Annotated in this window: 20 protein-coding genes and 1 pseudogene; 14 read left to right on the forward strand and 7 right to left on the reverse strand. The window is 63.0% G+C overall.

Features of this window, described 5'->3' with window-relative positions:
• Positions 1–24: 24 nt before the first annotated feature.
• Positions 25–1,464, reverse strand: coding sequence for an FAD-binding oxidoreductase (locus tag B9A97_RS25910; protein WP_084368723.1), 1,440 nt, complete (start codon positions 1,462–1,464; stop codon positions 25–27).
• A gap of 219 nt (positions 1,465–1,683) precedes the next feature.
• On the opposite strand from B9A97_RS25910, the gene denD reads away from it, so the two are divergent.
• Genes denD through B9A97_RS25925 form a run of 3 tightly spaced genes read left to right on the forward strand, consistent with a single transcriptional unit; the run spans position 1,684 to position 5,373 of the window.
• Entirely contained in the window at positions 1,684–2,667 is a 984-nt protein-coding gene (gene denD / locus B9A97_RS25915) for a D-erythronate dehydrogenase (RefSeq protein ID WP_084368724.1), read from the forward strand.
• Entirely contained in the window at positions 2,664–3,587 is a 924-nt protein-coding gene (locus B9A97_RS25920; protein ID WP_084368725.1) for an NAD(P)-dependent oxidoreductase, read from the forward strand. Before denD ends, B9A97_RS25920 begins: the two co-directional genes overlap by 4 nt.
• A gap of 1 nt (position 3,588) precedes the next feature.
• Positions 3,589–5,373: an IlvD/Edd family dehydratase gene (locus tag B9A97_RS25925; RefSeq protein ID WP_084368726.1), complete on the forward strand. Its 1,785-nt coding sequence runs from the start codon at positions 3,589–3,591 to the stop codon at positions 5,371–5,373.
• A gap of 73 nt (positions 5,374–5,446) precedes the next feature.
• Here the strand turns inward: B9A97_RS25925 and B9A97_RS25930 are convergent, their stop codons facing one another.
• Complete coding sequence (locus tag B9A97_RS25930) at positions 5,447–6,304, reverse strand: FkbM family methyltransferase (RefSeq protein WP_084368727.1); 858 nt, start codon at positions 6,302–6,304, stop codon at positions 5,447–5,449.
• A gap of 201 nt (positions 6,305–6,505) precedes the next feature.
• Here B9A97_RS25930 and msrA point away from each other — a divergent pair, with 201 nt between their 5' ends.
• Positions 6,506–7,012 carry a peptide-methionine (S)-S-oxide reductase MsrA gene (gene msrA, locus B9A97_RS25935; RefSeq protein WP_084368728.1) on the forward strand — a complete coding sequence of 169 codons (507 nt, stop codon included), beginning with the start codon at positions 6,506–6,508 and terminating at the stop codon, positions 7,010–7,012.
• 328 nt (positions 7,013–7,340) lie between these two features.
• Here the strand turns inward: msrA and B9A97_RS25940 are convergent, their stop codons facing one another.
• On the reverse strand, positions 7,341–9,875 hold the full coding sequence (locus B9A97_RS25940) for a methyl-accepting chemotaxis protein (protein ID WP_084368729.1): 2,535 nt from the start codon (positions 9,873–9,875) through the stop codon (positions 7,341–7,343).
• A 385-nt stretch (positions 9,876–10,260) separates the two neighbouring features.
• Here B9A97_RS25940 and B9A97_RS25945 point away from each other — a divergent pair, with 385 nt between their 5' ends.
• The 4 genes from B9A97_RS25945 (at position 10,261) to B9A97_RS25960 (ending at position 13,452) form a co-directional block, all read left to right on the forward strand.
• Positions 10,261–11,223, forward strand: a complete 963-nt coding sequence (locus tag B9A97_RS25945; RefSeq protein ID WP_084368730.1) for a GGDEF domain-containing protein — start codon at positions 10,261–10,263, stop codon at positions 11,221–11,223.
• Positions 11,224–11,295: 72 nt separating this feature from the next.
• Positions 11,296–11,646 (forward strand): ArsC family reductase, encoded by a 351-nt coding sequence (locus tag B9A97_RS25950; protein WP_143530717.1) that lies wholly within the window; start codon positions 11,296–11,298, stop codon positions 11,644–11,646.
• A 5-nt stretch (positions 11,647–11,651) separates the two neighbouring features.
• Positions 11,652–12,125, forward strand: coding sequence for a Cys-tRNA(Pro) deacylase (ybaK, locus tag B9A97_RS25955; protein ID WP_084368732.1), 474 nt, complete (start codon positions 11,652–11,654; stop codon positions 12,123–12,125).
• Positions 12,126–12,198: 73 nt separating this feature from the next.
• A complete protein-coding gene (locus B9A97_RS25960; protein WP_084368733.1) occupies positions 12,199–13,452 on the forward strand; it encodes an aminopeptidase in 1,254 nt (417 codons plus the stop codon).
• A 2-nt stretch (positions 13,453–13,454) separates the two neighbouring features.
• On the opposite strand, the gene B9A97_RS25965 is transcribed toward B9A97_RS25960, so the two are convergent.
• The gene (locus B9A97_RS25965; protein ID WP_084368734.1) at positions 13,455–14,573 is read right to left on the reverse strand and encodes an endonuclease/exonuclease/phosphatase family protein; all 1,119 of its coding nucleotides are present in this window, start codon (positions 14,571–14,573) and stop codon (positions 13,455–13,457) included.
• 122 nt (positions 14,574–14,695) lie between these two features.
• Complete coding sequence (gene xseA, locus B9A97_RS25970) at positions 14,696–16,303, reverse strand: exodeoxyribonuclease VII large subunit (RefSeq protein ID WP_084368735.1); 1,608 nt, start codon at positions 16,301–16,303, stop codon at positions 14,696–14,698.
• A gap of 167 nt (positions 16,304–16,470) precedes the next feature.
• On the opposite strand from xseA, the gene B9A97_RS25975 reads away from it, so the two are divergent.
• Positions 16,471–16,734: a spike base protein, RCAP_Rcc01079 family gene (locus B9A97_RS25975; protein WP_084368736.1), complete on the forward strand. Its 264-nt coding sequence runs from the start codon at positions 16,471–16,473 to the stop codon at positions 16,732–16,734.
• Between the two features lie 180 nt (positions 16,735–16,914).
• Positions 16,915–17,145 carry a hypothetical protein gene (locus tag B9A97_RS25980; protein WP_084368737.1) on the forward strand — a complete coding sequence of 77 codons (231 nt, stop codon included), beginning with the start codon at positions 16,915–16,917 and terminating at the stop codon, positions 17,143–17,145.
• 15 nt (positions 17,146–17,160) lie between these two features.
• Here B9A97_RS25980 and B9A97_RS25985 read toward each other — a convergent pair whose 3' ends face one another.
• Positions 17,161–19,017, reverse strand: coding sequence for a hypothetical protein (locus B9A97_RS25985; RefSeq protein ID WP_084368738.1), 1,857 nt, complete (start codon positions 19,015–19,017; stop codon positions 17,161–17,163).
• 152 nt (positions 19,018–19,169) lie between these two features.
• Here B9A97_RS25985 and B9A97_RS25990 point away from each other — a divergent pair.
• Both B9A97_RS25990 and B9A97_RS25995 read left to right on the forward strand, forming a co-directional pair.
• Positions 19,170–20,070: pseudogene (locus B9A97_RS25990) on the forward strand (glycosyltransferase); the annotation flags it as partial.
• A 104-nt stretch (positions 20,071–20,174) separates the two neighbouring features.
• Positions 20,175–20,549, forward strand: coding sequence for a GtrA family protein (locus B9A97_RS25995; protein WP_084368739.1), 375 nt, complete (start codon positions 20,175–20,177; stop codon positions 20,547–20,549).
• 17 nt (positions 20,550–20,566) lie between these two features.
• On the opposite strand, the gene B9A97_RS26000 is transcribed toward B9A97_RS25995, so the two are convergent.
• Positions 20,567–21,553: a Gfo/Idh/MocA family protein gene (locus tag B9A97_RS26000; protein WP_084368740.1), complete on the reverse strand. Its 987-nt coding sequence runs from the start codon at positions 21,551–21,553 to the stop codon at positions 20,567–20,569.
• 175 nt (positions 21,554–21,728) lie between these two features.
• Here B9A97_RS26000 and B9A97_RS26005 point away from each other — a divergent pair, with 175 nt between their 5' ends.
• Both B9A97_RS26005 and B9A97_RS26010 read left to right on the forward strand, forming a co-directional pair.
• On the forward strand, positions 21,729–22,679 hold the full coding sequence (locus B9A97_RS26005; protein ID WP_084368741.1) for an aldo/keto reductase: 951 nt from the start codon (positions 21,729–21,731) through the stop codon (positions 22,677–22,679).
• Positions 22,680–22,684: 5 nt separating this feature from the next.
• A complete protein-coding gene (locus B9A97_RS26010; protein ID WP_084368742.1) occupies positions 22,685–23,131 on the forward strand; it encodes a GNAT family N-acetyltransferase in 447 nt (148 codons plus the stop codon).
• Positions 23,132–23,434: the final 303 nt, after the last annotated feature.

The raw sequence follows: 23,434 nt of genomic DNA on the forward strand, positions 1-23,434 counted from the left end.
CCGCTCCCACCGGGCCAGACTATTCTACGAATTCCGGCCCAAGTTCAATTGGCATCCAGGGTTCATCATCAAGGTCGGGTCGATGGCGTGCTTCAGGGCCGAGAGAAGACCACGCCGCGCCGGATCCAGGCGCTTCTCGAAATCCTCGCGCTTCAACCGGCCGATGCCATGCTCGGCACTGATGCTGCCGCTATAGTCGTCCAGCACGGCATTGATCGCGTATTTCGCCGCGGTGATGCGATCCAGCCGCTCCTGGGGGCTCAAGCCTGCCGGCGGCAGCACATTCAGATGCACATTGCCGTCGCCGACATGGCCGTAGGACACATTGGTGCAATCGGGCACGACATCCAGCACCGCCTGTTCTGCATCGCGGACGAAATCGGCAAGGCGCGACAGCGGCACGGAAATATCGGTGCGCAGATGGGTGCCGCGCTTGGCCTGGCCTTCGTTCATGCCTTCGCGGAAGAGCCAGAGATTGCGAGCCTGGGCATGGGACGTCGCCACGACACCATCAAGCACCAGCCCGCTTTCCATCACGCCTTCCAGGAAGCGCTCCATCAGGTCGGATACGTCGACGAGACCGGATCCGGAGATCTCCATCAGCACATAGGCCGGGTAGTCACCCGCAATCGGCATCGGCAGATCCGGGATCGCCTCGCGCGCCAGGGTAAAGGCCAAGGGCGGCATGAATTCGAAGGCCGACATCAGGTCGCAGCAATCGCGCCGCGCCCGGCGATAGAGGCTGATGGCATCATCCAGGGAGGCAAGGCCCAGGAGTGCCGTTGCCACCTGGTCGGGATTGGGCATGAGCTTGACGGCGACTGCCGTGACGATGCCGAGCGTGCCTTCGGCGCCGATGAACAACTGCTTGAGGTCGATGCCCCTGTTGTCCTTGCGCAGGGTGGAGAGCCCCTCGAAGATGGTGCCGTCGGGCAGCACCACTTCCAGGCCCAGCACCAGTTCGCGGGTCATGCCGTATTTCAACACATTGATGCCGCCGGCATTGGTCGAGACATTGCCGCCGATTCGGCAGGAGCCTTGCGCGCCCAGCGCCAGCGGAAAGAACATGCCCTGGGCCGCGATCGCATCCTTCAGCTCCGACAGGATGCAGCCGGCCTCGACGACGGCCGAGAAATCGTCGGCATCGATCTTGCGAATGCGGTTCATGCGCTCCAGGCTGATGACCACCTGCCGCTCCGACTGATCCGGGATAGCGCCCAGTACAAGGCCGGTATTGCCACCCTGCGGCACAATGGCCAGACCGAATTCCAGGCAGGTCTTGACCGCAGCGGACACCTCTTCTGTCGAACGCGGGCGCAGCACCGCCACGGCACCGCTGGTGACATCGCCGTGCCAGTCGCGGCAGAAACGCAGCAGTTCGGCGGGATCGGTCAGGACCATGTCGTCCCCCAGCCTGGTCTTCAGTGTCTGCTGCATGTCCCCGTCGCTCACATTCGTCTCCATCTTGTCCCAATACCCCGGCCATAGAACCCCAAGGCCGTAACCGGAAGGCCGCCCGCGACAAAATCGCTTTTTCGCGTGCGATCCAACTCTGCTATTTTCAAGCGGATGATATAAGGTTATCAGACAACCTTACAATATAAATTTCGGGCGCGACGACTGGACGCAGTGACGGCGTTGATCCAAGCGTTTCGATGACGTCAGTTCCAAGGAGGAAAAACCGTGCATATTCTGATCATCGGTGCCGCCGGTATGGTGGGCCGCAAGCTTTCGCAGCGCCTCGTCCGCGATGGCGGGCTTGGCGGCCGCGCCATCGACGAAATGACCTTGGTGGATGTTGTCGCGCCGGAAGCGCCAGAGGGTTTCGCGGGCAAGGTCAATGCCCGCGAGGCCGATCTCTCGGCTCCGGGCGAGGCGGAGGCACTCGTCGCTGCCCGTCCTGACGTCATCTTCCACCTCGCCGCCATCGTGTCGGGCGAAGCGGAACTCGATTTCGACAAGGGCTACCGAATCAATCTCGATGGCACGCGTTATCTGTTCGACGCCATCCAGCGCGCCCATGTCGCCGATGGCTACAAGCCGCGCGTGGTCTTCACCTCCTCCATCGCTGTCGTTGGCGCGCCGCTCCCCTATCCGATCCCGGATGATTACCACCTGACGCCGCTCACCAGCTACGGCACCCAGAAGGCCATCGGCGAATTGCTGCTGGCCGACTATACCCGCCGCGGCTTCTTCGATGGCATTGGCATCCGCCTGCCGACCATCTGCATCCGTCCCGGCAAGCCGAACAAGGCGGCATCGGGCTTCTTCTCCAACATCCTGCGCGAGCCGCTGGTGGGCAAGGAAGCCATTCTGCCGGTCTCCGAGGACGTGCGTCACTGGCACACGTCCCCCCGCTCGGCCGTAGGCTTCCTCATCCATGGCGCGACGATGGATCTCGAAAAGGTCGGTCCGCGCCGCAACCTCTCCATGCCGGGCTTGAGCGCCACGGTGGGCGAGCAAATCGAGGCGCTGCGCCGCGTTGCCGGCGACAAGGCGGTCGCGCTGATCCGCCGCGAGCCGGACGAGATGATCATGAAGATGGTTGCCGGCTGGGCGCCGGGCTTCGAGGCAAAACGCGCCCGCGAACTTGGCTTTACCGCCGAGACCTCCTTCGATGATATCATCCGCGCCCATATCGAGGATGAACTGGGAGGAAAGCTTTGAACGCTCCAACACTTGAAGGCGCTGCCCGCCGGATCGCCTTTCTCGGCACCGGCCTGATGGGCGGGCCGATGGCACGCCGGCTGCTGGCGGCAGGCCATGCCGTGACCGTGTGGAACCGGGATCCGGCCAAGGCGCAAGCGCTGGTCCCGCTTGGCGCTGTCGTAGCGGCATCTGCCGCAGAGGCGGTTGCCGAAGCCGAAATCGTCTTCACCATGCTGAGCGACGGCAAGGCGGTCGAGGCCGTGCTGTTCGGCGCCGGTGTGGCCGACGCCCTGAAGCCTGGAACGGTGGTGATCGATTCCAGCTCGATTGCACCACCGATTGCCAAGGATCAGGCAACGCGGCTTGGCGCCATGGGCATTGCCCATATCGATGCGCCCGTGTCCGGTGGCGTGGTCGGGGCCGAAGCCGGCACGCTCGCCATCATGGCCGGCGGTGACGGCGACGTCATTGCCAGCCTCGCCGACGTCTTCAAGGCGCTCGGCCGGGTGACCCATGTCGGCCCATCCGGCGCCGGCCAGATCTGCAAGCTCGCCAACCAGCAGATCGTCGCCATCACCATCGGCGCGGTCGCCGAAGCCATGATCCTGGTGGAAGCCGGCGGCGCATCGCGGGAAAAATTCCGCGAGGCGATCCGTGGCGGTTTCGCCGAAAGCCGCATCCTGGAGCTTCATGGCCAGCGCATGGTGGCGCGCACCTTCGAGCCGGGCGGACCGTCGAAGCTGCAGCTCAAGGACCTTGACGCGGTCGCTGCCATGGCCGACCTCTTCTCGCTCGAACTGCCGCTGACCCAGCAGGTCCGGCAGGAGTTTTTCGGCTTCGTCGCTGGCGGCGGCGGCGACAAGGATCACAGCGGCCTGCTGCTTCATCTGGAGGCACTGAACGAGGCGCGCAACAAGACCGGGGGCGAGGAGGCCTGACATGAGCGAAGAGACTAAGGGCAAGCGCCGGCTGCGCTCGCAGGACTGGTTCGACAATCCCGACCATCTCGACCTGACCGCGCTCTACCTGGAGCGCTTCATGAACTACGGCACGACGCCGGAGGAATTGCGCGCCGGCAAGCCGATCATCGGCATTGCCCAGAGCGGCAGCGACATCAACCCGTGCAATCGCCATCACCTGGAGCTCGCGAAGCGCCTGCGCGACGGTATTCGCGATGCCGGCGGTATCCCGATCGAGTTTCCGAGCCATCCACTGTTTGAGAACTGCAAGCGCCCGACGGCCGCGTTGGACCGCAACCTCGCCTATCTCGGCCTGGTCGAAATCCTCTATAGCTACCCGCTCGACGGGGTGATCCTGACCACCGGTTGCGACAAGACCACGCCTTCGGCGCTGATGGCGGCCTCCACTGTTGACATCCCGGCGATCGTCTTCTCAGGCGGCCCGATGCTGGATGGCTGGCATGAGGGTGATCTGGTCGGCTCGGGCACAGTCATCTGGCGGTCCCGGCGCAAATATGCCGCCGGAGAAATCAGCAGGGAAGAGTTCCTGCAGGCAGCGCTGGATTCGGCGCCGTCACCGGGTCACTGCAACACCATGGGCACGGCCTCGACCATGAATGCCATGGCCGAAGCGCTGGGCATGGCACTGACCGGCTGCGCCGCCATCCCCGCCGCCTATCGCGAGCGTGGCCAGATGGCCTATCGCACCGGCCGCCGCGCGGTGGAACTCGTGCTGGAAAACATCCGCCCCTCCGATATCCTGACGCGCGAGGCCTTCCTCAATGCCATCAGGGTCAATTCGGCGATCGGCGGCTCGACCAATGCCCAGCCGCATCTTGCTGCCATGGCCAAGCATGCCGGCGTGGAGCTGAAGCCCGAGGACTGGCAGGTCCATGGCTTCGACATTCCGCTGCTGGCCAATGTGCAGCCGGCGGGCGCCTATCTCGGCGAGCGCTTCCACCGCGCCGGCGGCGTGCCCGCCATCATGTGGGAACTGCTGAAGGCCGGCAAGCTCGACGGCAGCTGTCCGACGGTCACCGGCAAGACCATGGCCGAGAACCTGGAAGGCCGCGAATCCCACGACCGCGAGGTGATCAAGCCCTATGACGCGCCGCTGCGCGAACGGGCTGGCTTCCTAGTGCTCAAGGGCAATCTGTTCGACTTCGCCATCATGAAGATGAGCGTCGTGTCTGAGGATTTCCGTCGCCGCTATCTGAGCGAACCCGGTCGCGAAGGCGTGTTCGAAGGCAAGGCGGTCGTCTTCGACGGTTCGGAGGATTACCACAAGCGCATCAACGATCCCGCCCTTGCGATCGACGAGCGCACCATTCTCGTCATTCGCGGCGCCGGCCCGCTCGGCTGGCCGGGATCGGCTGAGGTGGTCAACATGCAGCCGCCGGACCATCTGATCAAGAAGGGCATCATGAGCCTGCCGACCATCGGCGACGGCCGCCAGTCCGGCACTGCCGATAGCCCCTCGATCCTCAATGCCTCGCCGGAAAGTGCGGCTGGCGGCGGGCTTTCGTGGCTGCGCAGCGGCGATGTCATCCGCATCGACTTCAACGAAGGGCGCTGCGACGCACTGGTCGAGCCATCCGAGATCGACAAGCGCAAGGCCGAGGGCATTCCGGCCGTGCCGCCCGATGGTACGCCGTGGCAGATGATCTACCGCCAGACGGTCACCCAGCTTTCGGACGGCGCCACCATCAAGGGTGCGGACCAGTTCCGCGGACTTGCCAAGACGCCGCCGCGCCACAACCACTGAGCCGGCCTTGATAGCCTGGTCGTCGCGACCTTTGAGCATGGAGCGTGGAAAGCGAATAAATTCGCACCACGCTTCAGGGCCGCGGCGCACCGATTTCCGTGAGGTGGGTGAGGTAGCCGTGCAGATCCTCGCGGGAAATCGCCTTGCGATTGACCAGAACCACCAGAAGGCGCAGCGCCAGGTCGAAGGATCCGTAGAGGTGATGGGCAATGATGGCGAGATGCTTGATCTGTTCGTCTGACAGATTGTCCGGCCGGGCGAAATCACGGACATAGACGATGTCCGCCTCCAGCAGGTGGTTCAAGGGCGTCATGTTCTTTGCCGTCTGATAGGGGGCAATCGGCCATTGCTTGACGTCCGCAAAGCAGTGGGGAACGAAACCCTGCGACCGCAACTCGATGTCGATCTCGCCAAAACCGGGCTGCCCCTTATAGAGCTTGGTGAAGGAGACCTCCGTCTGGATCGCCACGGCCTTGGCCAGCTTCTTCTTGCCTGACTTGAAGACCTCGAGTTCGGCGCCCTGGATGTCGATTTTCAGGAAATCGAGGTCCTGGATCTCGGCGATGTCGTCGAGCCTCTTGGTCGCGAGCTTTTCCTTGCCCACCACTCTTGCCAGCGGCACCAGAAACTCGAACATCCCGATATTGACGGGATCCGGCTCGAACAGGCTTGCCATGCCAGAGCCATGGCAGAGGTAGAGGTCGTGCGGCTTACCGTCGTACACGACGTAAGGCAGGTAAGTTTCGTTCTCCGATTTCTGTTCGTTGAGCTTGGCCAGCGCGTGGTCCTGCGGTTCGAAACCCGTGACCCGGCAGAGTTTCGCATCCAGCAGCGACTTGTAGGGCGGCTCTCCGTCAATCATGTTGGCGCCGATATCGACCACTTCAGTGAGACGCGCAGGCTTCAACAGCTGATGCAATTTCGTAATCATGGGTTTCTTTCGACAAAATAGCGATTGCTCGACGCATTGCAGCCGAATCGCCTGCCTGCCCCTGAAATGCGGTCAGTAGAGCATGGCGCACCGGGTGGCGCCATCCGGGGCGCGGATCCGAGATAAGTGGCATCACCCATTTGATTTGGCGGGCCGGATACACCATCTATAGCGGGAACCCAAACCGCAAAGGAGGATGCAATGTCGACCACCGAACGCGCCGTACTGGCAGGCGGATGTTTCTGGGGCATGCAACAACTGATCCGCCGGATGCCCGGCGTCGTCTCGACCCGCGTCGGTTATACCGGCGGCGACGTCAAGAACGCGACCTACCGCAATCACGGCACCCATGCCGAAGGCATCGAAATCGTCTTCGATCCGTCCAAGACAAGCTATCGCGACCTGCTGGAATTCTTCTTCCAGATCCATGATCCGACGACGCGCAACCGCCAGGGCAATGATGTGGGCATGAGCTACCGCTCCGCCATCTATTACACCAGCGACGAACAGAAGCGCGTCGCCGAAGACACGATTGCCGATGTCAACGCGTCAGGCCTGTGGCCCGGCAAGGTGGTGACGGAAGTGGAGCCGGTGGGTGACTTCTGGGAAGCCGAGCCGGAGCACCAGGACTACCTGGAGCGCTATCCCAACGGCTATACCTGCCACTTCGCCCGCCCGAACTGGAAGCTGCCGCGCCGCGCCGCGTGATTTTCCATCGTCCCGATTAAACGACAACGCCGCCAATCCACTGGGATCGGCGGCGTCCATTTTGCTGACAAGATAGGTTTTCCGCGAGGCCCTATTCAGCCGTCATTCCGGCGAAGGCCGGAATCCAGCCACGGCGCGTCTGCGCCGTGAAAAGAGTCTTTCGTAATCAAGGACTTGATTGCGCTGGATGCCGGCTCGGCGGCCGGCATGACGGTGAGGTTTTCGGTCAAAACCAACATCGAAAGACCTTGAATGAGAGTTTGTCAGCAGCCTAAACGCCGCCAATCCACTGGGATCGGCGGCGTTTTTTGTGTCGGGATGCCCAATTTCAGGCTGCGCGATGTACCCGCGGTGCGGCCGACGCTTCGTTTGAAATCTTGAAGCGGTTGACCAATTGCATCAGGGCGTCGGCCTCGTCCGCCAGCTGGCGCGTCGCGGCATTGGTTTCCTCGACCATCGCGGCGTTGCGCTGGGTCATCTGGTCCATCTGGTTGACTGCCGAATTGACCTCGCCCAGGGCCTCGGACTGCTCGCGGCTGGCGGTCGCGATGACATTGACCCGGTCGGAGACGGTGACGATCTTGGAAGAGATTTCCGCCAGCACCGTGCCGGTCTGCTGCACGAGCCGCGCGCCGGACGATACTTCCGTGCTCGACTTGTTGATGAGGTCCTTGATCTGGTGCGCAGCATTGGCCGAGCGCTGGGCCAGTTCCCGAACTTCCTGGGCGACCACCGCAAAACCCTTGCCGGCCTCGCCCGCGCGAGCGGCCTCGATGCCGGCATTCAGGGCCAGGAGATTGGTCTGGAAGGCAATGTCGTCGATCACGTCGATGATCTGCACGATCTGGCCCGAGGCATTTTCGATGCGGTCCATGGCTTCGATCGCGTCGGCCACGACAGCGGACGAGGTGTCGGCCGATTTCTTGGTTTCGCCAACGATGCGATTGGCCTCTTCCGCCCGGGCGGCGGAGGATTTCACAGTCGTGGTGATCTCCTCGACGGCTGCCGCCGTCTCTTCCAGGGAGGCCGCCTGCTGTTCGGTGCGCTTGGCCAGTTCGTCGGCCGCCTGGCTCATCTCGCCGGCATTGCGCTGGATCATGTAGGTGTTGGAACGGATCTGGGTCATCGTGTCCTGCAAGCGGACCAGCGACGAGTTGAAATCGTTGCGCAACTGCTCCAGGCGGCCGAAGAACGGCGTCTCGATGGTCTGGGAAATATCGCCCTGGGAAAGGCGGCCAAGGCCCTGGGCCAGCGCGGTGACGGCGAAATCGATCTGCCGGTCGATTTCCTGCTTCTCCTGGTCGTTGCGGCGGCGTTCCTGTTCGGCCTGCTCGCGCTCCGCTTCGCTGCGGTTTTCCACCTCGATCTTGGAGAGCGCATTCTGCTTGAACACGCCAAGCGCACGGGCCATCTCGCCGATCTCGTCGACGCGGGCCTCGCCGCTGATGCGCGTATCAAGAACGCCCTCCGCCAGCCGGCGCATGGCGTCGGTAATCTGGCCGATGGGCCCCTTGAAGGTGATGACGAGACCGATGCCGGCAAACAGCGAAATCAGGATGCCGACAATGGTGGCGCCGATGGAGATGGAGTTGGCGCTCTGCCGCTCCTGCCCGGCGCTGCTCTTCTGCTGCTCCGCAAAAGAGGTGAGCTGCTTCCAGATCTTGTCGAGGTCAGCAGCCGCGGTGGCGAAATTGACGGAGCGCTCCTTGCTGACCTTGACCAGGTCGGCGCTCGACTGGGCCATGCCGGACAAGGCCTGCTCCAGCTTGGCCTTCAGCGGCGCCACGAAGTCCCGGCCGGTCGATGCCGTCTCCCAGGCCGCCAGATCCTTTCCCACCACAGCCAGATTGTCATTGAGCCGGGCGAGGTTTTCATCCGTCGGCTCCAGCATGAAGCTCGCCAGCATGATTTGCAGCGAATAGGAGGAGCTGATCAGCGTGCGGCTGGCATCGGCGATCCTCTGGGCCGCCTCGATCGGCTGGTCGAGTTCGCCGAAGCGGGCGATGGCATCCTTGCTCTTCTGCTGGGCGGCGAGGTTCAAATAGGCGGACATCTGCGTGAAGTTGCGCAGCTTGGTGCCCATCTCGTCGACCACCGGCTGGGATTGGTCACCGGCAGCGACCAACGTGGAGAGATCCTTGATGATGGTCTCCAGCGTGCGAACCGCCGACTTGTTCTTTTCCGGCAGCGCAGCCGCCAGCAGGTCACGCCGGGCCTTCATCTCGTCGATGCTGGCAGCGACATGGGCGAATTTTTCCTCGGGCGTCGGCAGCTTGGTGAACTTGCTGCCGATTGCGGACAGGGTGGTGGCGCTCAGAGCAATGCCATCGGCGTCGCGCAGCATCTGCTTGGCGGCGGTTTCGTCGTCGCGAACGGCAGCGAGCACCTCGCCCATGGCGGTATTGAGCTCAGCCTGGGCAGCGACCACGGTATCGGTGCCGGCACGCATGGCGGCAACCAGGCCGGATTCCGTCTCGTGCAGGCTCCACAGCGTGTCCATGTGCTTGACGACGCCATCCACAGCGGTGGCGGCGGCCTCCAGGTCGGCGCGCCCATCGGCGTCGGCAGAAAGCTGCGACAGCGTGGTTTTCAGCACCGCCTGCTGCGCCTGCAATTCGCGCGTCACGCCATCGCGATTGTCGGCGGTTGCCTGCTCCAGAAACCGGTTCATGGCGGCAGAGACGTCACGGAAGCCGCTTAGCGACTGCAACACGCTGTTCGAGATCTCGATGCGGCCCTGCAGGAGACCCGAGGCATAAAGACCCGTGAAACCGACGGCGGTGATGCTGATGATGAACGGCAAAATGAAGATCAAGACCTTCGTCTGAATCCTGAAACGGGACAGGAGACGGTCGATGAACATTACATAGCACTCCGCTGCATTTTACCCAATATCCGTGTGAACAGGCGTTGCCCGCTGGCACGGCCGGAACCTCGGTTTTGCATCTTATGTGGGGGGTTGCTAATAATTGTTAAATCGATTCAAATAATCATACAATTTAAGAAAAACACGCATCCCGCTTGGTTTTCGGGGGTTGCGCGACAACAAGACCAGCATGCGCCGAAGCAACATTAGCCATCTGTATTTTCGAATATTCTTATATTAAAGAAGAAAATGCCAATTTAAGTCCGTCGAACCAGCGGGATTCTGTCTTCAACACTTCAAGCCGGACAATATAGGTTAACCACTCTCTGTTTCGATGCCGTTCACCTCTGATGCGGAAACCATTGAATAGCGAGCGCAAGCCATGCCCAACAACGACCTGACGGTCCTTGACGAGGATATCTTTGGCAAGATCGTCTGGGAAATGGACGACGGGATCGTCGCCATCGATGTCCATGGCGTCATCACCTTCTGCAATCCGTCCGTCGAGCGGCTCTTCGGTCATTCCCCTGGCTATCTCACGGGCAAGCCTCTCGACGTGCTGCTGCCCCATCGCTTCCGCCGGAACCATGGAAGCCATCTCGCCGCCTTCCTGAAGGGTAGCGCCGACACGGCCTATATGGGCAGCCGCAAGGCGCATATCCTGGGGCTGAGGGCCGATGGGACCGAAGTGCGGCTCGGCGCCACGATCCTGCGGACGCAGACGATGGCGGGTCCGATCATGGTGGCCGTCATGCGCGACCTGACGGAGCGGCTGAGCTATCAGAGCGAGCTCGAGCGGCTGGCCAATACCGATCCCCTGACCGGCATCTATAACAGGCGCGCCTTCACCGACGCTGCCGGACAGCATCTCGCGGAAGCCAACCGCACCGGCGGGCAGATCTCCCTGATGCTCTTCGATATCGATCACTTCAAGTCGATCAACGACCGTCACGGCCACGATACCGGTGACCAGGTGATCCGGGATTTTGCCCGCATCATCTCCTCCATCCTCCAAGGAGAGGATATCGCCGCGCGCTGGGGCGGCGAGGAATTCATCGTGGCCATGCCGCACACCGGCCTCGACAGGGCGGTGCTGATGGCCGAGATGGTCAGGCGCAATGCCGAAATCGTGACGTTCTCCGGCTCCGCGGGCCAGGACCTGCGGCTCACCATCAGCGCCGGCGTCGTCTGTTCCTGCGCGGCGACCGAAGACCTGGAAAGCCTGATCAAGCATGCCGACAACGCGCTCTACGCGGCGAAGGATGCCGGCCGCAACACCGTGACGGCACTGATGTCGCACTGGCCGATGCCGGCGCATTTTGCGCTCCATGGGGCAATCGGGTAAAGCATTTGCGGTTTTCGCGATAGGACAACCGAAAACAGGAAACGCGAGCCATCGCAGAGGACTGGCGAGGACATCATGACGACGATCTACGGCATCAAGAATTGCGACACGATGAAGAAGGCGCGCACCTGGCTGGACGCCCAGTCGGTGGCCTATGACTTCCACGACTACAAGGCCTCGGGCATCGACCGAGCCCATCTGGAGCAGTGGTGCGATTCCAAGGGTTGGGAAGTCGTGCTCAATCGCGCGGGCACCACGTTCAAGGCCTTGCCCGATGAGCAAAAATCGGACCTCTCCCGCGACAAGGCCATCGAGTTGATGCTGGCGCAGCCGTCGATGATCAAGCGGCCGGTGCTAGAGCACCAGGGCAGGCTCATCATCGGCTTCAAGCCGGAGCTCTATGCCGATTTCTTCAAGGGCTGAGTGCCATGTCGAAGACGACGCGCGCCACGCAGGCCCTGGCCAAGGCCGGAGTGGCCTTCACGGTTCATACCTATGACTACGACCCAGATGCGTCACGCATCGGGCTTCAGGCCGCGGAAGCGATCGGCGAACACCCGTCGCGGGTGCTGAAGACGCTGATGGCGGAACTGGACGGCAAGCCGGTCTGCGTCGTCGTTCCCTCCGACCGGGAGGTCAGCATGAAAAAGCTGGCGGCTGCCCTGGGCGGCAAGTCGGCCGAGATGATGAAGCCGCCCAATGCTGAAAAGATCACCGGCTATGTCGTCGGCGGCATCAGCCCCTTCGGCCAGAAGAAGCAGGTTCCGACCGCGATCGAGATCTCGGCACTCTCGGAGCCGCAGGTCTATATCAATGGCGGCCAGAGGGGGCTGCAGGTCCGGCTTTCGCCTCTGGACGCACAACGCGTGCTCAACGCCGTGGCGGCACCGGTCGTCGCATAAAGCATCGCTTCATTTTGACCACAAAGCGGCTTAGCCTAAGCTGCAGACTCACGCCAAAGACAAAGCAGGTATCATGACGACAGCGCCCGATTTCGCCAATTCCGTGGATCCCGTGAAGCTCGACAAGCTGGCGGAGGTCGCCATCCAGGTGGGGCTTCGGCTGCAGCGGGGGCAGGACCTGATCATGACGGCGCCGATGGCCGCGCTGCCGCTCGCCCGGCTAATCACCAAGCATGCCTATAAGGCGGGTGCCGGCGTGGTGACCACCATGTTTGCCGATGAGGACATGACCTTGGCGCGCTATGCCCATGCGCCGGACGAAAGCTTCGACAAGGCGGCGAACTGGCTTTACGACGGCATGGCCAAGGCCTTCGGGTCTGGCGCGGCGCGGCTTGCCATTTCAGGCGACAACCCGATGCTGTTGTCCTCTCAAGATCCGGGCAAGGTGGCACGCGCCAACAGGGCCAATTCGATGGCCTACAAACCGGCGCTGGAGCATATCTCGAATTTCGACATCAACTGGTCGATCTGCTCTTATCCGAACCCGTCCTGGGCCAAGCTGGTCTTCCCGGACCTGCCGATCGAGGCCGCGGTCGCAAAGCTTGCCGACGCCATCTTCGCCGCCTCGCGCGTCGATCTCGACGATCCGGTATCCGCCTGGCGGCAGCACAATGCCGATCTCGCCAAGCGTTCGAAATGGCTGAACGAAAACCGCTTCTCGGCGCTGCACTACACCGGCCCCGGCACCGACCTGACGCTCGGCCTTGCCGATGGCCATGAATGGTTCGGCGGGGAATCGACCGCCAAGAACGGCGTGACCTGCAATCCGAACATCCCCACCGAGGAGGTGTTCACCACGCCGCATGCGCTGCGCGTCGAGGGCACCGTTTCCAGCACCAAGCCGCTCAGCCACCAGGGCACGCTCATCGACAATATCCAGGTCCGCTTCGAAGCCGGCCGCATCGTCGAGGCCAAGGCGACGAGGGGCGAGGAAGTGCTGCTGAAGGTGCTGGACACCGACGAGGGCGCCCGGCGCCTGGGCGAAGTGGCGCTCGTGCCGCATTCCTCGCCGATCTCGGCCTCAGGCATCCTGTTCTACAACACGCTGTTTGACGAAAACGCCTCCTGCCACATCGCGCTCGGCCAGTGCTATTCCAAGTGCTTCATCGACGGTGCCAAGCTCTCGCCTGACGAGATCAAGGCCCGCGGCGGCAATACGAGCCTGATCCACATCGACTGGATGATCGGCTCCGACAAGATCGACATCGACGGCGTCAAGGCCGACGGCTCGGTGGTGCCGGTGATGCGCAGGGGTGAGTGGGCTTGAGGTCAGATATCCAGGTCAACCCACAGCGCCGCGTGGTCGGATGCAGCGTCCTGCGGCCTCTTCAGCTCCGCATAGGTCTCCCACCGCTTGGGCCGTGATCCTGGCCACATGCCGGTCCGGATCACGCCTCCCGCCACCACTTTTTTCATCAGGGCCGGTGACAGCAGCATGTAGTCGATCTTGTTGCCGGGATTCGAAAGACCGTAGGTCCCCTCGTATCCTCCATTGTCGAAGGCCTGGTGGCCGAAGACGTCCTTCATCGGGCTGTCCTGCACCAGAGCCTTCAGCGGCGCGCTTGCGGGTGTGTCGTTTAGATCTCCGATGACGGCAATATAGTCCCAACCTTCCGCAAGCCGCTCGGCGCAGAGTTCGACAACGCGCTCCGCCTGAAGCCTGCGACGCTTGTCCGACTCGGCCGTGCTGCCGAAGCCTTTGCTCTTGAAGTGATTGACCATGACAAGCAGTTTGGCGCCGTTGCCAGTGGTGATCTCGAATTCGGGGCAGTCGCGGGAAAAGACCGCTCTTTCCCTGTTGTCCCTCTGACGGTCGTCGACATGGCTGCGCATCCGGCCAATCGGAAAATCGGGACCCGACATCAGGCCCACATCGATGCCGCGTTCGTCATTTCCATCGATCAGCATGACATGGCGAAAGGGCGTGCCCCCGACCGCCGGCAGAATGTCGCTATTGAACTCTGCCAGCACCGGGCGACTTTCCGCTTCGACCACGCCGAGGATGTCGGCGCCAATGTCCTTGATCACGCGGGCCGTGTTGCGCATGGCGTGTTCGTTGATAGGCGCGTCGCGCAACTCAAGCGAACCAACCCAGTCTGCGCGCCCTGTGGCGGTGAAGACAATGCCACCAGCTTCCGGCCGTTTGAGAAGGCCGCCGCGATTGCGGCGCAGGATGACGAACGGCCCGAGGTCCGATTTCTCCAGTCCGAGTTCGACTGCAAGCTGAGCCATTCGCTGCCGATCGCTATCACTATAGGTGACTTGGCCCAGCAGCGCGTTCAGGGCGGCGAACTTCTCCAGAACAGGACGTCCATCCTCCCATGTGTCCAGGTTCATGGCCTTTGCCCGATCGAACAGATTCTCTACATTGTAGACTGCCAGCCGCATGTCATCCCCCTCCAAGACATCCGTGCGGCTTTATAGCAGAGTTTTATGATGCGCGCATGTCGTGAATTAAGGATCTATAACGCAACTTTTTTGGGCTCTTTGCGATATCGAGTAACGACCTGCTAAAACAAGCTACCCTGCCCCGGTGGCGGCTCTGCCTTCTTGCTTGCGCGGGCGGCGGGCGCTGGCTTGACCGGCGGCGTCGAGGCGGGCGGTGGCTCTGCCCCCTCGCCGGTGACGGCGGAGACCCTTCCGTCGGCAAACTCGATCGCAATCTGCGCATGCGGGACCAGTGCGCCGGCGCGCGAGATCGGCTTGTCGTCGGTATCGCGGATGACGGCATAGCCGCGCATCAGCACATTTTTGTAGGAGAGCGATTGCAGCACGCGGTCATGGCCGAGGAGTTCTGTGCGGCGATGGCGGATCTGTGCGGTCATGGCGCCGTCCGCCCGCTGCATGAGGCCCGATAGCCGATCCTTCGCGCGGCCGGTCTGATGCAGCACGCGCGCCGGCGCAGAGCGCAGCGCCGCATCCGCGGAGCCGAGCCGCCCGCGCAACCGGTCGACCATGCGCTCCACGATCCTCTCCGCCAGGCCTGAGCGTTCCGCCACGCGCCGGCGGTTTTCAATGAGACGCCGCGACAGGGTTTCCGGCGAAAGCCGCGCCGCGATCCGCTCAAACCCACGACGGCGGTTCATCGTGTTGACCTCAAGGCAGCGGCCGAGATTGGCAGCCGCCTCGTCGAAGCGCCGGCGCGGCAGGGCCAGCAACTGGTCGAGCGAGGGCAGCGCCCGGGCGAGCGCGCGCAGATCCTGCCGCCGGCGGTCCATGTGGCGGCTCGAGGCACCTGAGAGCCGGGCGCCTAGACTTGCCACCTGCGCTTCCAGATCGGCCTTCACGGGCACGGCCATTTCCGCGGCACCGGTCGGCGTCGGCGCGCGGACGTCGGCGGCATAGTCGATTAGCGTCCAGTCGGTCTCGTGGCCGACGGCCGAGATCAGCGGAATGGTGCTTGCCGCCGCGGCGCGCACGACCGCCTCGTCATTGAAGCTCCAGAGATCCTCCAGGCTGCCGCCGCCGCGCGCGACGATCAGCACGTCGGGCCGCGGGATCGCACCACCTGGCTGCATGGCATTGAAGCCAGCGATGGCATTGGCCACTTCGTCGCCCGATCCCTCGCCCTGAACCTTCACGGGCCAGACCAGGACATGCACGGGAAAACGATCCGAGATGCGGTGCAGGATGTCGCGGATGACGGCACCGGTGGGTGAGGTCACCACCCCGATCACGCGGGGCATGAAGGGCAGAAGCTGCTTGCGGGCGGGATCGAACAGGCCCTCCGCGGTGAACCGGCGCTTGCGCTCCTCGATCAGCGCCATCAGCGCGCCGGCGCCTGCAGGCTCCAGCGTGTCGATCACGATCTGGTATTTGGATGAGCCGGGGAAGGTCGTCACCCGGCCGGTGGCGATGACTTCCATCCCCTCCTCGGGCCGGTATTTCAGCTTGGAAAAACTGCCCTTCCAGATCACGGCGTCGATGCGCGCCTTGTCATCCTTGAGGGAAAAATAGGCGTGGCCTGAGGAATGGGGGCCGCGATAGCCTGAAATTTCGCCCCGCACCCGGACATGATCGAAGGCGGTCTCGATCGTCCGCTTGATCGAGCCGGAGAGTTCCGAGACCGAAAATTCCGTGAGATTGGTGGGCGAATCATCGCTGAAGAGACCGGACATGGCTCCTTCATAGCGCAAACCGGGGCGAATTTCAGCCATGGCGCCGCCGTTGTCCCCATCGCCGCACTTGGGAGACCGACCGCGTGTGGGAAAATTTGAGCCTTCGTTTTCCCCGCCTCCTGAGGGCGCCCGATAATCATGGCGTCCCTCAACCCAGGAGAATTGCCATGTCCGACCGTTTCGCCAGTTTCCAGCCCTCCCAGTCCGGCCCTGCCGCCTCGGCTTTTGCCATCACGCCCAGCGATGCCACCGAACTTGCCGAGCCGACGCGCGGCATCTATGTCGGCCAGGGCGGCGATATCTCTGTCATCATGCTGGCCGGCGAGGCCGTGGTGCTGCGGTCCGTAGCGGCAGGCAGCATCCTGCCCTTGCGGGTGCGTCGCGTGCAGGCGACCGGCACCACCGCAAGTCACCTGGTGGGCCTGTTGTAGCGCCATCCACCCTAAATCTGGGGCGGCGGCGGAGGCCAGTACAAAAAAGGTCGCCGTGCAATTACGCGGCGCTTCCCCTACACTGGTCTTCGGAGGCGCCGCACCAGGTGATTCGTTAGCCCTGAATTAACGGCTTGCGATCATCATTGTCAGGAATGCTGCGATCAACAGGAGGAGCATGTGACCGTCGTCATCGCGATGGTACTGGGTTTGGTGTCCGGACTTAGCCGTTCGGCCGCTACGATTGCGGTTGTGGCCCTGCTGCTCGCCGTGGTCTTCCTGGTCGCGACGATGGTTTCCGCCGGCCCAACCTCGCTCATCGCCTTCCTTGTCGCAGTCGGCGGCTACAATCTCGGCCTCGTGAACCTGCTTCTGCTGGCGCTTGCCATCAACCGGATCAGAGCCATCTGACCGGGCGTTCCTGCATCACAGCTTGTCCGGCAAAACCCTGAATATCTTCAAGCCGCTATCGGCAGGCTGGGGCAGCGGCTCCAGATAGGCCGGCACCTCGCCCTTCATAAGCCCGGCGTAAAGTCCATCGGCCTTCATCTCCGCGATCTGGCGGGTCTGGGGATTGGTCGCGCAGAAGGCGAGCCACGACACGCGGGCGCCCCGCAGGAAGGTACTAGCCTCGCGTGGTGTCGACAGCCCGATATGCAGTTCCGTCAACATGCCGCCCTGGTTGCGGTGATAGGGCGCGCTCAGCACCCGGTGCTGGCTGAACCGCAGGATATCCGTGCCGACATCCGAGGGGGCCGCGACGGTACCGGGTTGAAGGCCCGAGAGTTGATGCAGTGCCGTCTCTGACGTGCAATCGTCGACCACACGGGCAGCGGTGGGCTGACCTTCCGCGCGCAGGCGCCCCGTCAACCCGGCCGTCCCCTCCGCGGAGAGAACACCTAAGACCGCCCAGACGCTCGGAACGGCCATCAGGGCGCTCAGGATATAGACCGTGCCCACCCCCAGATTTTCGGGATCTTCGTTCGACCGCCGGCGCAGCTCGATGATCAGCAAGGACAGCGGCAGGATCGACAGGAGATTGGCGAAGATCGCGCCGCGCACCTGGATCAGGGCAATCAGCCAGCTCACCAGGATCATCGCCAGCAGCACGGCGTGACGCTGGCTGCGGTCGCCCCTGGCGATCCGGAATGCGCAGACCATCATGCCGAAGAAGCCGGCTGCATAAAATCCGCCAAAGGTTCCCGGCTCCGTCCGCAATTGCGCCAGCGAGGAGCGCGCCTCGATCACGCCACTGAGCCACATGGTCTTGAGCATCGGATCGAGATCCGCCAGCGGGTTGCCAAGGCATTGCGGGGCGAGCACCAAGGCCGTGCCGAGAACGATCGCGCCCACAGCGCCGAGCACGCCAAAGCGAACACCGCGAGATTGGCCGCTTGCAACGAGCGCTGCGAGAAACAGCAGGCCGCCGCCGACCGAGGCAATGCCGTAATAGCCGAGGGACAGGCTGTCGCAGGTGATTTCCGCATAGCGCTGCGGCGGCACTGTCGCAAAGAAGGCAAAGCTCACGCCCAGCGTCACCGAAAGCGCGAATGCGGCGGCCGGTCGTGCAAACGGCATTCCGTGCCAAGCCCAGAGCACGGCGACCACAAGGCATGCGACTGCCATCAGCGGCGTCGTCTCGGCGCCGATCGCCAGCGCCAGCGCCACGGCCAGACCTGCCACGCCAAAACTCCAGGCGCGATTGTGGCGATCGATCAGCATGGCGGCGATGATGGCAACAAGCATGATCTGGAGATTGTGATGATCGATCGCACCGGGCAGGAAGCGATTGCTGGTCACCAGCAGCAGGCTCGTCAGGCCGAGCGACACATGCATGGCGCCGACGCCGCCCATGCGCCGACCGGCAAGACCCATGGCGGCGAGTGTCGGCACCGCAAGGAATAGCGGCCAGACGAACAGGGCCGCGGCTTCCGCCCGCAACGGCTCCAGGAACAGCCCGAAAAACAGGATGAGCCCCGCAATCGGCAGATCCACCAGGCGCGACCAGTGCATCAGCGTGCCGCCGGCCAGACCCAGCCGCGGTTCGGTGAGATTGAACCAGCCCTGGCCTGCAAGAAAATTCCTGACCTCGATCAGGCGCATGGTGTCGTCATTGTCGGCGCCGACATAATCCTGCGAAAACGGCACATGCATCAGGATCAGCGCCAGGAGCAGCACCGTGGAATAGGCGGCAACGGCGGGCCAGAGGGCATGTCGCAGGGGTAGCCCCGTCCTGAGCGACAGGCCGTTGAAACGCGTCATCTGCAGGGCTTGCTGCGCCATGGCCGGCTCCTCAAATCCATCCCGTCTCGGGCCAAGGAAAATATGGGGAATCAAAACGAGCCATGAACCTAGCCTTAACCTTCTCAAGAAATAGTAAAGCTGGACCGGCCGGCGGATTTGCGGCCTAGCAATCCAGTATGAAAGGTTGCGGGATGAGTGGATCGGAAGGCTTAAAACCTGAAGTGGCCGTGCTGCTGCCATGCTTCAACGAAGCCGCGACCATCGGCGCCGTGGTATCCGAGTTCCGCGCGGTGCTGCCCGACGCCCGCATCTATGTCTATGACAACAATTCCACCGATGGCACGCCTCTGCATGCCATGTTGGCCGGGGCAATCGTCGAGCGCGAGCCGCGCCAGGGCAAGGACCATGTGGTGCGCCGCATGTTCGCCGATATCGAGGCGGATATCTATGTCATGGCCGGTGGCGACGGCACCTGCGCACCTGACGATGCCGAAAAGCTCATCCGCACGCTGATAACCGAGCGCGCCGACATGGTGGTCGGGAAGCGGCGCGGCGTCGATGCCGGACGCAGCGGCCATGCCATCGGCAACCGCCTGGCCAACCGGCTTTACCGCTATCTGTTCGGCTCGGATTCCTCCGACAAGCTCTCCGGCTACCGCGCCTTTTCCCGCCATTTCGTCAAGAGCTTCCCCACCATCTCCGCCGGCTTCGACATCGAAACGGAAATGTCGATGCATGCTTCACGGCGGAATCTGCCGGTCTACGAGCTGGAACTCGATCACGCACGCCGGCCCGAGGTCGCAAGCCAAGCGCTCGACCTACAAGCACGGGCTGACGTTCCTGTGGCCCTTCGCGATGTTGAAGAAGAAGACGAGGCCCTTCAGGTTGTTCAGCATCACCGCGTCCAATTTAGCGCTCAAGGGAGTGGCGTTTATGGCGCCCGTGCATTAAAAACAGGTCGCGACCGTCCCCGTGCCGCGCCTGCCCAGCGCGATCCTTTCGATCGCGCTGACGATGAGGGCATTCCTCAGCCTGACGGCCGGAGCAATGCTCGAATCCGTCGCCCACACGCGCGCGCAACACCGGCGGATTCGCCGTATGACACCGAGCGCCTTCTGCAACCCGGCCCATCGTGGCGCGACCTACAGGGCCGCGACCAAGCCGATGTATCGGGCGGCGGCGTTCTTCGCCGCTTCATGCAGAAGCTGGTCCGCTTTGTCATCGTCGGCGCCACCGGCTTTGCGGTGGATGCGGCAGTGCTCTGGCTGCTGCTGCGGTTCACCTCAGTCGGTCCGCTACCGGCGCGCATTGCCGCGATCGCGCTGGCCATGACGACGACCTGGATGCTCAATCGCAGCTTCACCTTCGGCGCGTCAAAACGGTCGGTCGTTGTCGAGGGCTTCCGCTACGGCGCTGTCGGCCTGACAACAGCCGTCGTCAACTACGCGATCTATGCCGCGCTGCTGCTATCCATGCCGCAACTCAATCCCATGGCGGCCCTGGTGTTTGCCTCCGGGTCCGCCATGGCGTTCAGCTTCTTCGGTTATTCGCGCTTCGTCTTCCGGCGCTAGCCTGGAGCCCAACCGGATCAAACCGGCTCCCAGCCGTCCTTGTCGCTGGCGCGATAGATCGCGTCGATGAATTTCTGATTGAGCTTGGAATATTCGAGCGAGACGACCTCCGCCTGTTCGCCCTTGGCCGCGCGGGCGAATTCCTCGACCTGGCACTTGTACTGGCGGCTATCGGCAAAGCGGAAGATCTGCGACTGGCCATGGGACTGGTTGGACAGCTCGATTTCCTCGGCGCCCCAACGGTTGGCGTTGAACGGCGACTTGACCTCGATCGTGCCCTCCGTGCCATGGAAAACCATGGACTGGCGGTTGCCCATCTGGGTCGCGACATAGAAGGTCAGCTCGAAGGCGCCGAAATCGGCCTTGACGCTGGAATAGATGTCGGTGCCGAAGTCAGGATCGCGCTCGGTCACCGCCTGTACGCGCAGCGGCTCTGCCCCTGTCGAAAACCGCGTGGTGATGGTCGGATAGACGCCGATATCCGGCAGCGCACCGCCGCCAAGCTCGGGAATATTGCGCATATTGCCGGGATCGCGGTTGAAATAGGTAAAGACGCCCTGGACGTGGCGCAGGCGGCCAATCGCACCCTCGGCAATCAGCTCGCGCACCTTGCGCCACACGGGGGCGTAGGTCACCATGAAGGCCTCGCTCACCACTACCTTGTTGCGGTCGCGGGCTGCGATCATCGCGTCGAACTGGTCGGCGTTTAGGGCCATCGGCTTTTCGCACAGCACGTGCTTGCCGGCATCGGCAGCCTTGATTGTCCATTCGGCATGCTGCGATGTCGGCAGCGGGATATAGACGGCGTCGATCAGGTCGGAGGCCAGCATCTCCTCATAGGACCCGAAGGCATGGGGCACGGAGAACCGATCGGCCATGGCGCGGGCCTTGGCGAGATCGCGGCTTGCAACCGCCGTCACGACGCAGTTCTCGGCATCCTGGATTGCCGGCACCACCAGTTCCCGCCCGATCTTGGCCGTCGACAGAATTCCGAAACGCAGCATAGTGTCCTCCATCCTGATGTTGCGGGCGCACTCTATGCGGCACATTGGCGGGATGCAATCCGGCCGGCGATGCGCGGCAAAAAACCTGTGGGAGGGCGTTTCAAACCCTCGGCTGTTGCCCTAACTTCCCTGCCGCGGCATTCGCCGCCGGCAGTCCCCAAGGAGGATCATCATCATGCAAATGCGCCCGCTCGGCCGCACCGGCCTTTCCATCGCCCCCGTCGTGTTCGGCGGCAATGTCTTCGGCTGGACAGCGGACGAGAAGACCTCGTTCGCCTTGCTCGATGCCTTCTTCGATGCCGGCTACAACACCATCGATACGGCCGATGTCTATTCCTCCTGGGTGGAGGGCCACAAGGGCGGCGAGAGCGAGACGATCATCGGCAAATGGCTGCGCCAGGGCCATGTCGCCCGCGACAAGGTCATCATCGTCACCAAGGTCGGCTCGGACATGGGGCTCGGCCATGTCTGCCTGAAGAAGGATTACATCCTGAAGGCGGTGGAGGATTCGCTGCGGCGGCTCGGCACCGATTACATCGATCTCTATCTCTCCCACTGGCCTGATGCGGAGACCCCTTACGAGGAAACCCTGTCGGCCTTTGCTGAACTCAAGCAGCAGGGCAAGATCCGCGCGATCGGTTGCTCGAACCTTTCGGGCGAGCAGTTGGCGACCTCATTCAAGGCCGCGGAAACGACCGGCCTGCCGCGCTATGATGTGATCCAGCCGGAATACAATCTCTACACCCGCGACAAGTTCGAAGGCCCGCTTGCCGACCTCTGCATCGCTCAGGATATCGGCGTGATCAGCTATTACGCGCTGGCCGCCGGCTTCCTTACCGGCAAATATCGCAAGCCGGGCGACGGCGAAGGCAAGGCCCGCGGCTACCGTATGGATGGCTATCTGAACGACCGGGGCCTTGCCGTGCTGGCCGCCCTCGACAAGGTCTGCGCCGATACGGGCCTGTCGCTGGCGACAATCGCCATCGCCTGGGTCGCCGCCCGGCCCGGCATCACCGCCCCCATCGCCAGCGCCACCAGCCTGTCGCAGCTCCACAGCATGATCAAGGCCGGCCAGGTGGCGCTGTCGGCCGAGCACATGGCTCTGCTCGACGCGGCGGGAGTATAAGTCCGATGGCAGTGGAAATCAGGGATGTCAGGCTTGACGACGAGGCGGCCTGGCGGCCGCTCTGGGCAGGCTATCTCCGCTTCTACAAGGTGGATCTGGCGCCCGAGGTCACCCAGGGCACCTGGAACCGCCTGTTCGACCCCGCCTCGCGGCTGTCGATGCGGGTCGCGGTGATCGATGGCCGGCTCGCCGGCTTCGCCATTCACCACCAGCATGAGAGCACCTGGTCGCTTTCGCCGGAATGCTATCTGGAAGACCTCTATCTCGACCCGCAATTCCGCGGCCAGGGCGTCGGCCGGGCGCTGATCGACGACCTGATCGCGCTGTGCCGTGAAAAGGGCTGCTCCGGCCTCTACTGGCACACGGACAATGGTAATGCCACGGCCCGTAAGCTCTATGACCGCTACGCGCTGGCGGACAGCTTTGTCCGCTACCGGCTCAAGTTGGATTGAGCGAGGAAGCCCTTCGCAAGGGTGTGGCAAGACGGGTCAGCGCTCTGCGGCACCCCCCTCTGCCCTCCTTCGATCACATCGAATCGCGGGCATCTCCCCCTCAAGGGGGGAGATCGGCTGGAGCCGATGGGCTGCAGATCAAAAGCGAACACACAGACAGTTGCCGAGGGCGTTGCATTAGCCGCAGAGGCCGGACATTTCCGCGAGTCGATCTCCCCCCTTGAGGGACTGTTGCAAAATTCGGCTGATGTGATTCAGTTGGTTTGCAGCGATTTGAGGGGATTTGATGTCTGTTCGACGGGA

This window comes from Rhizobium sp. RU36D, assembly GCF_900176345.1.
In the GTDB taxonomy this organism is placed as follows: domain Bacteria; phylum Pseudomonadota; class Alphaproteobacteria; order Rhizobiales; family Rhizobiaceae; genus Allorhizobium.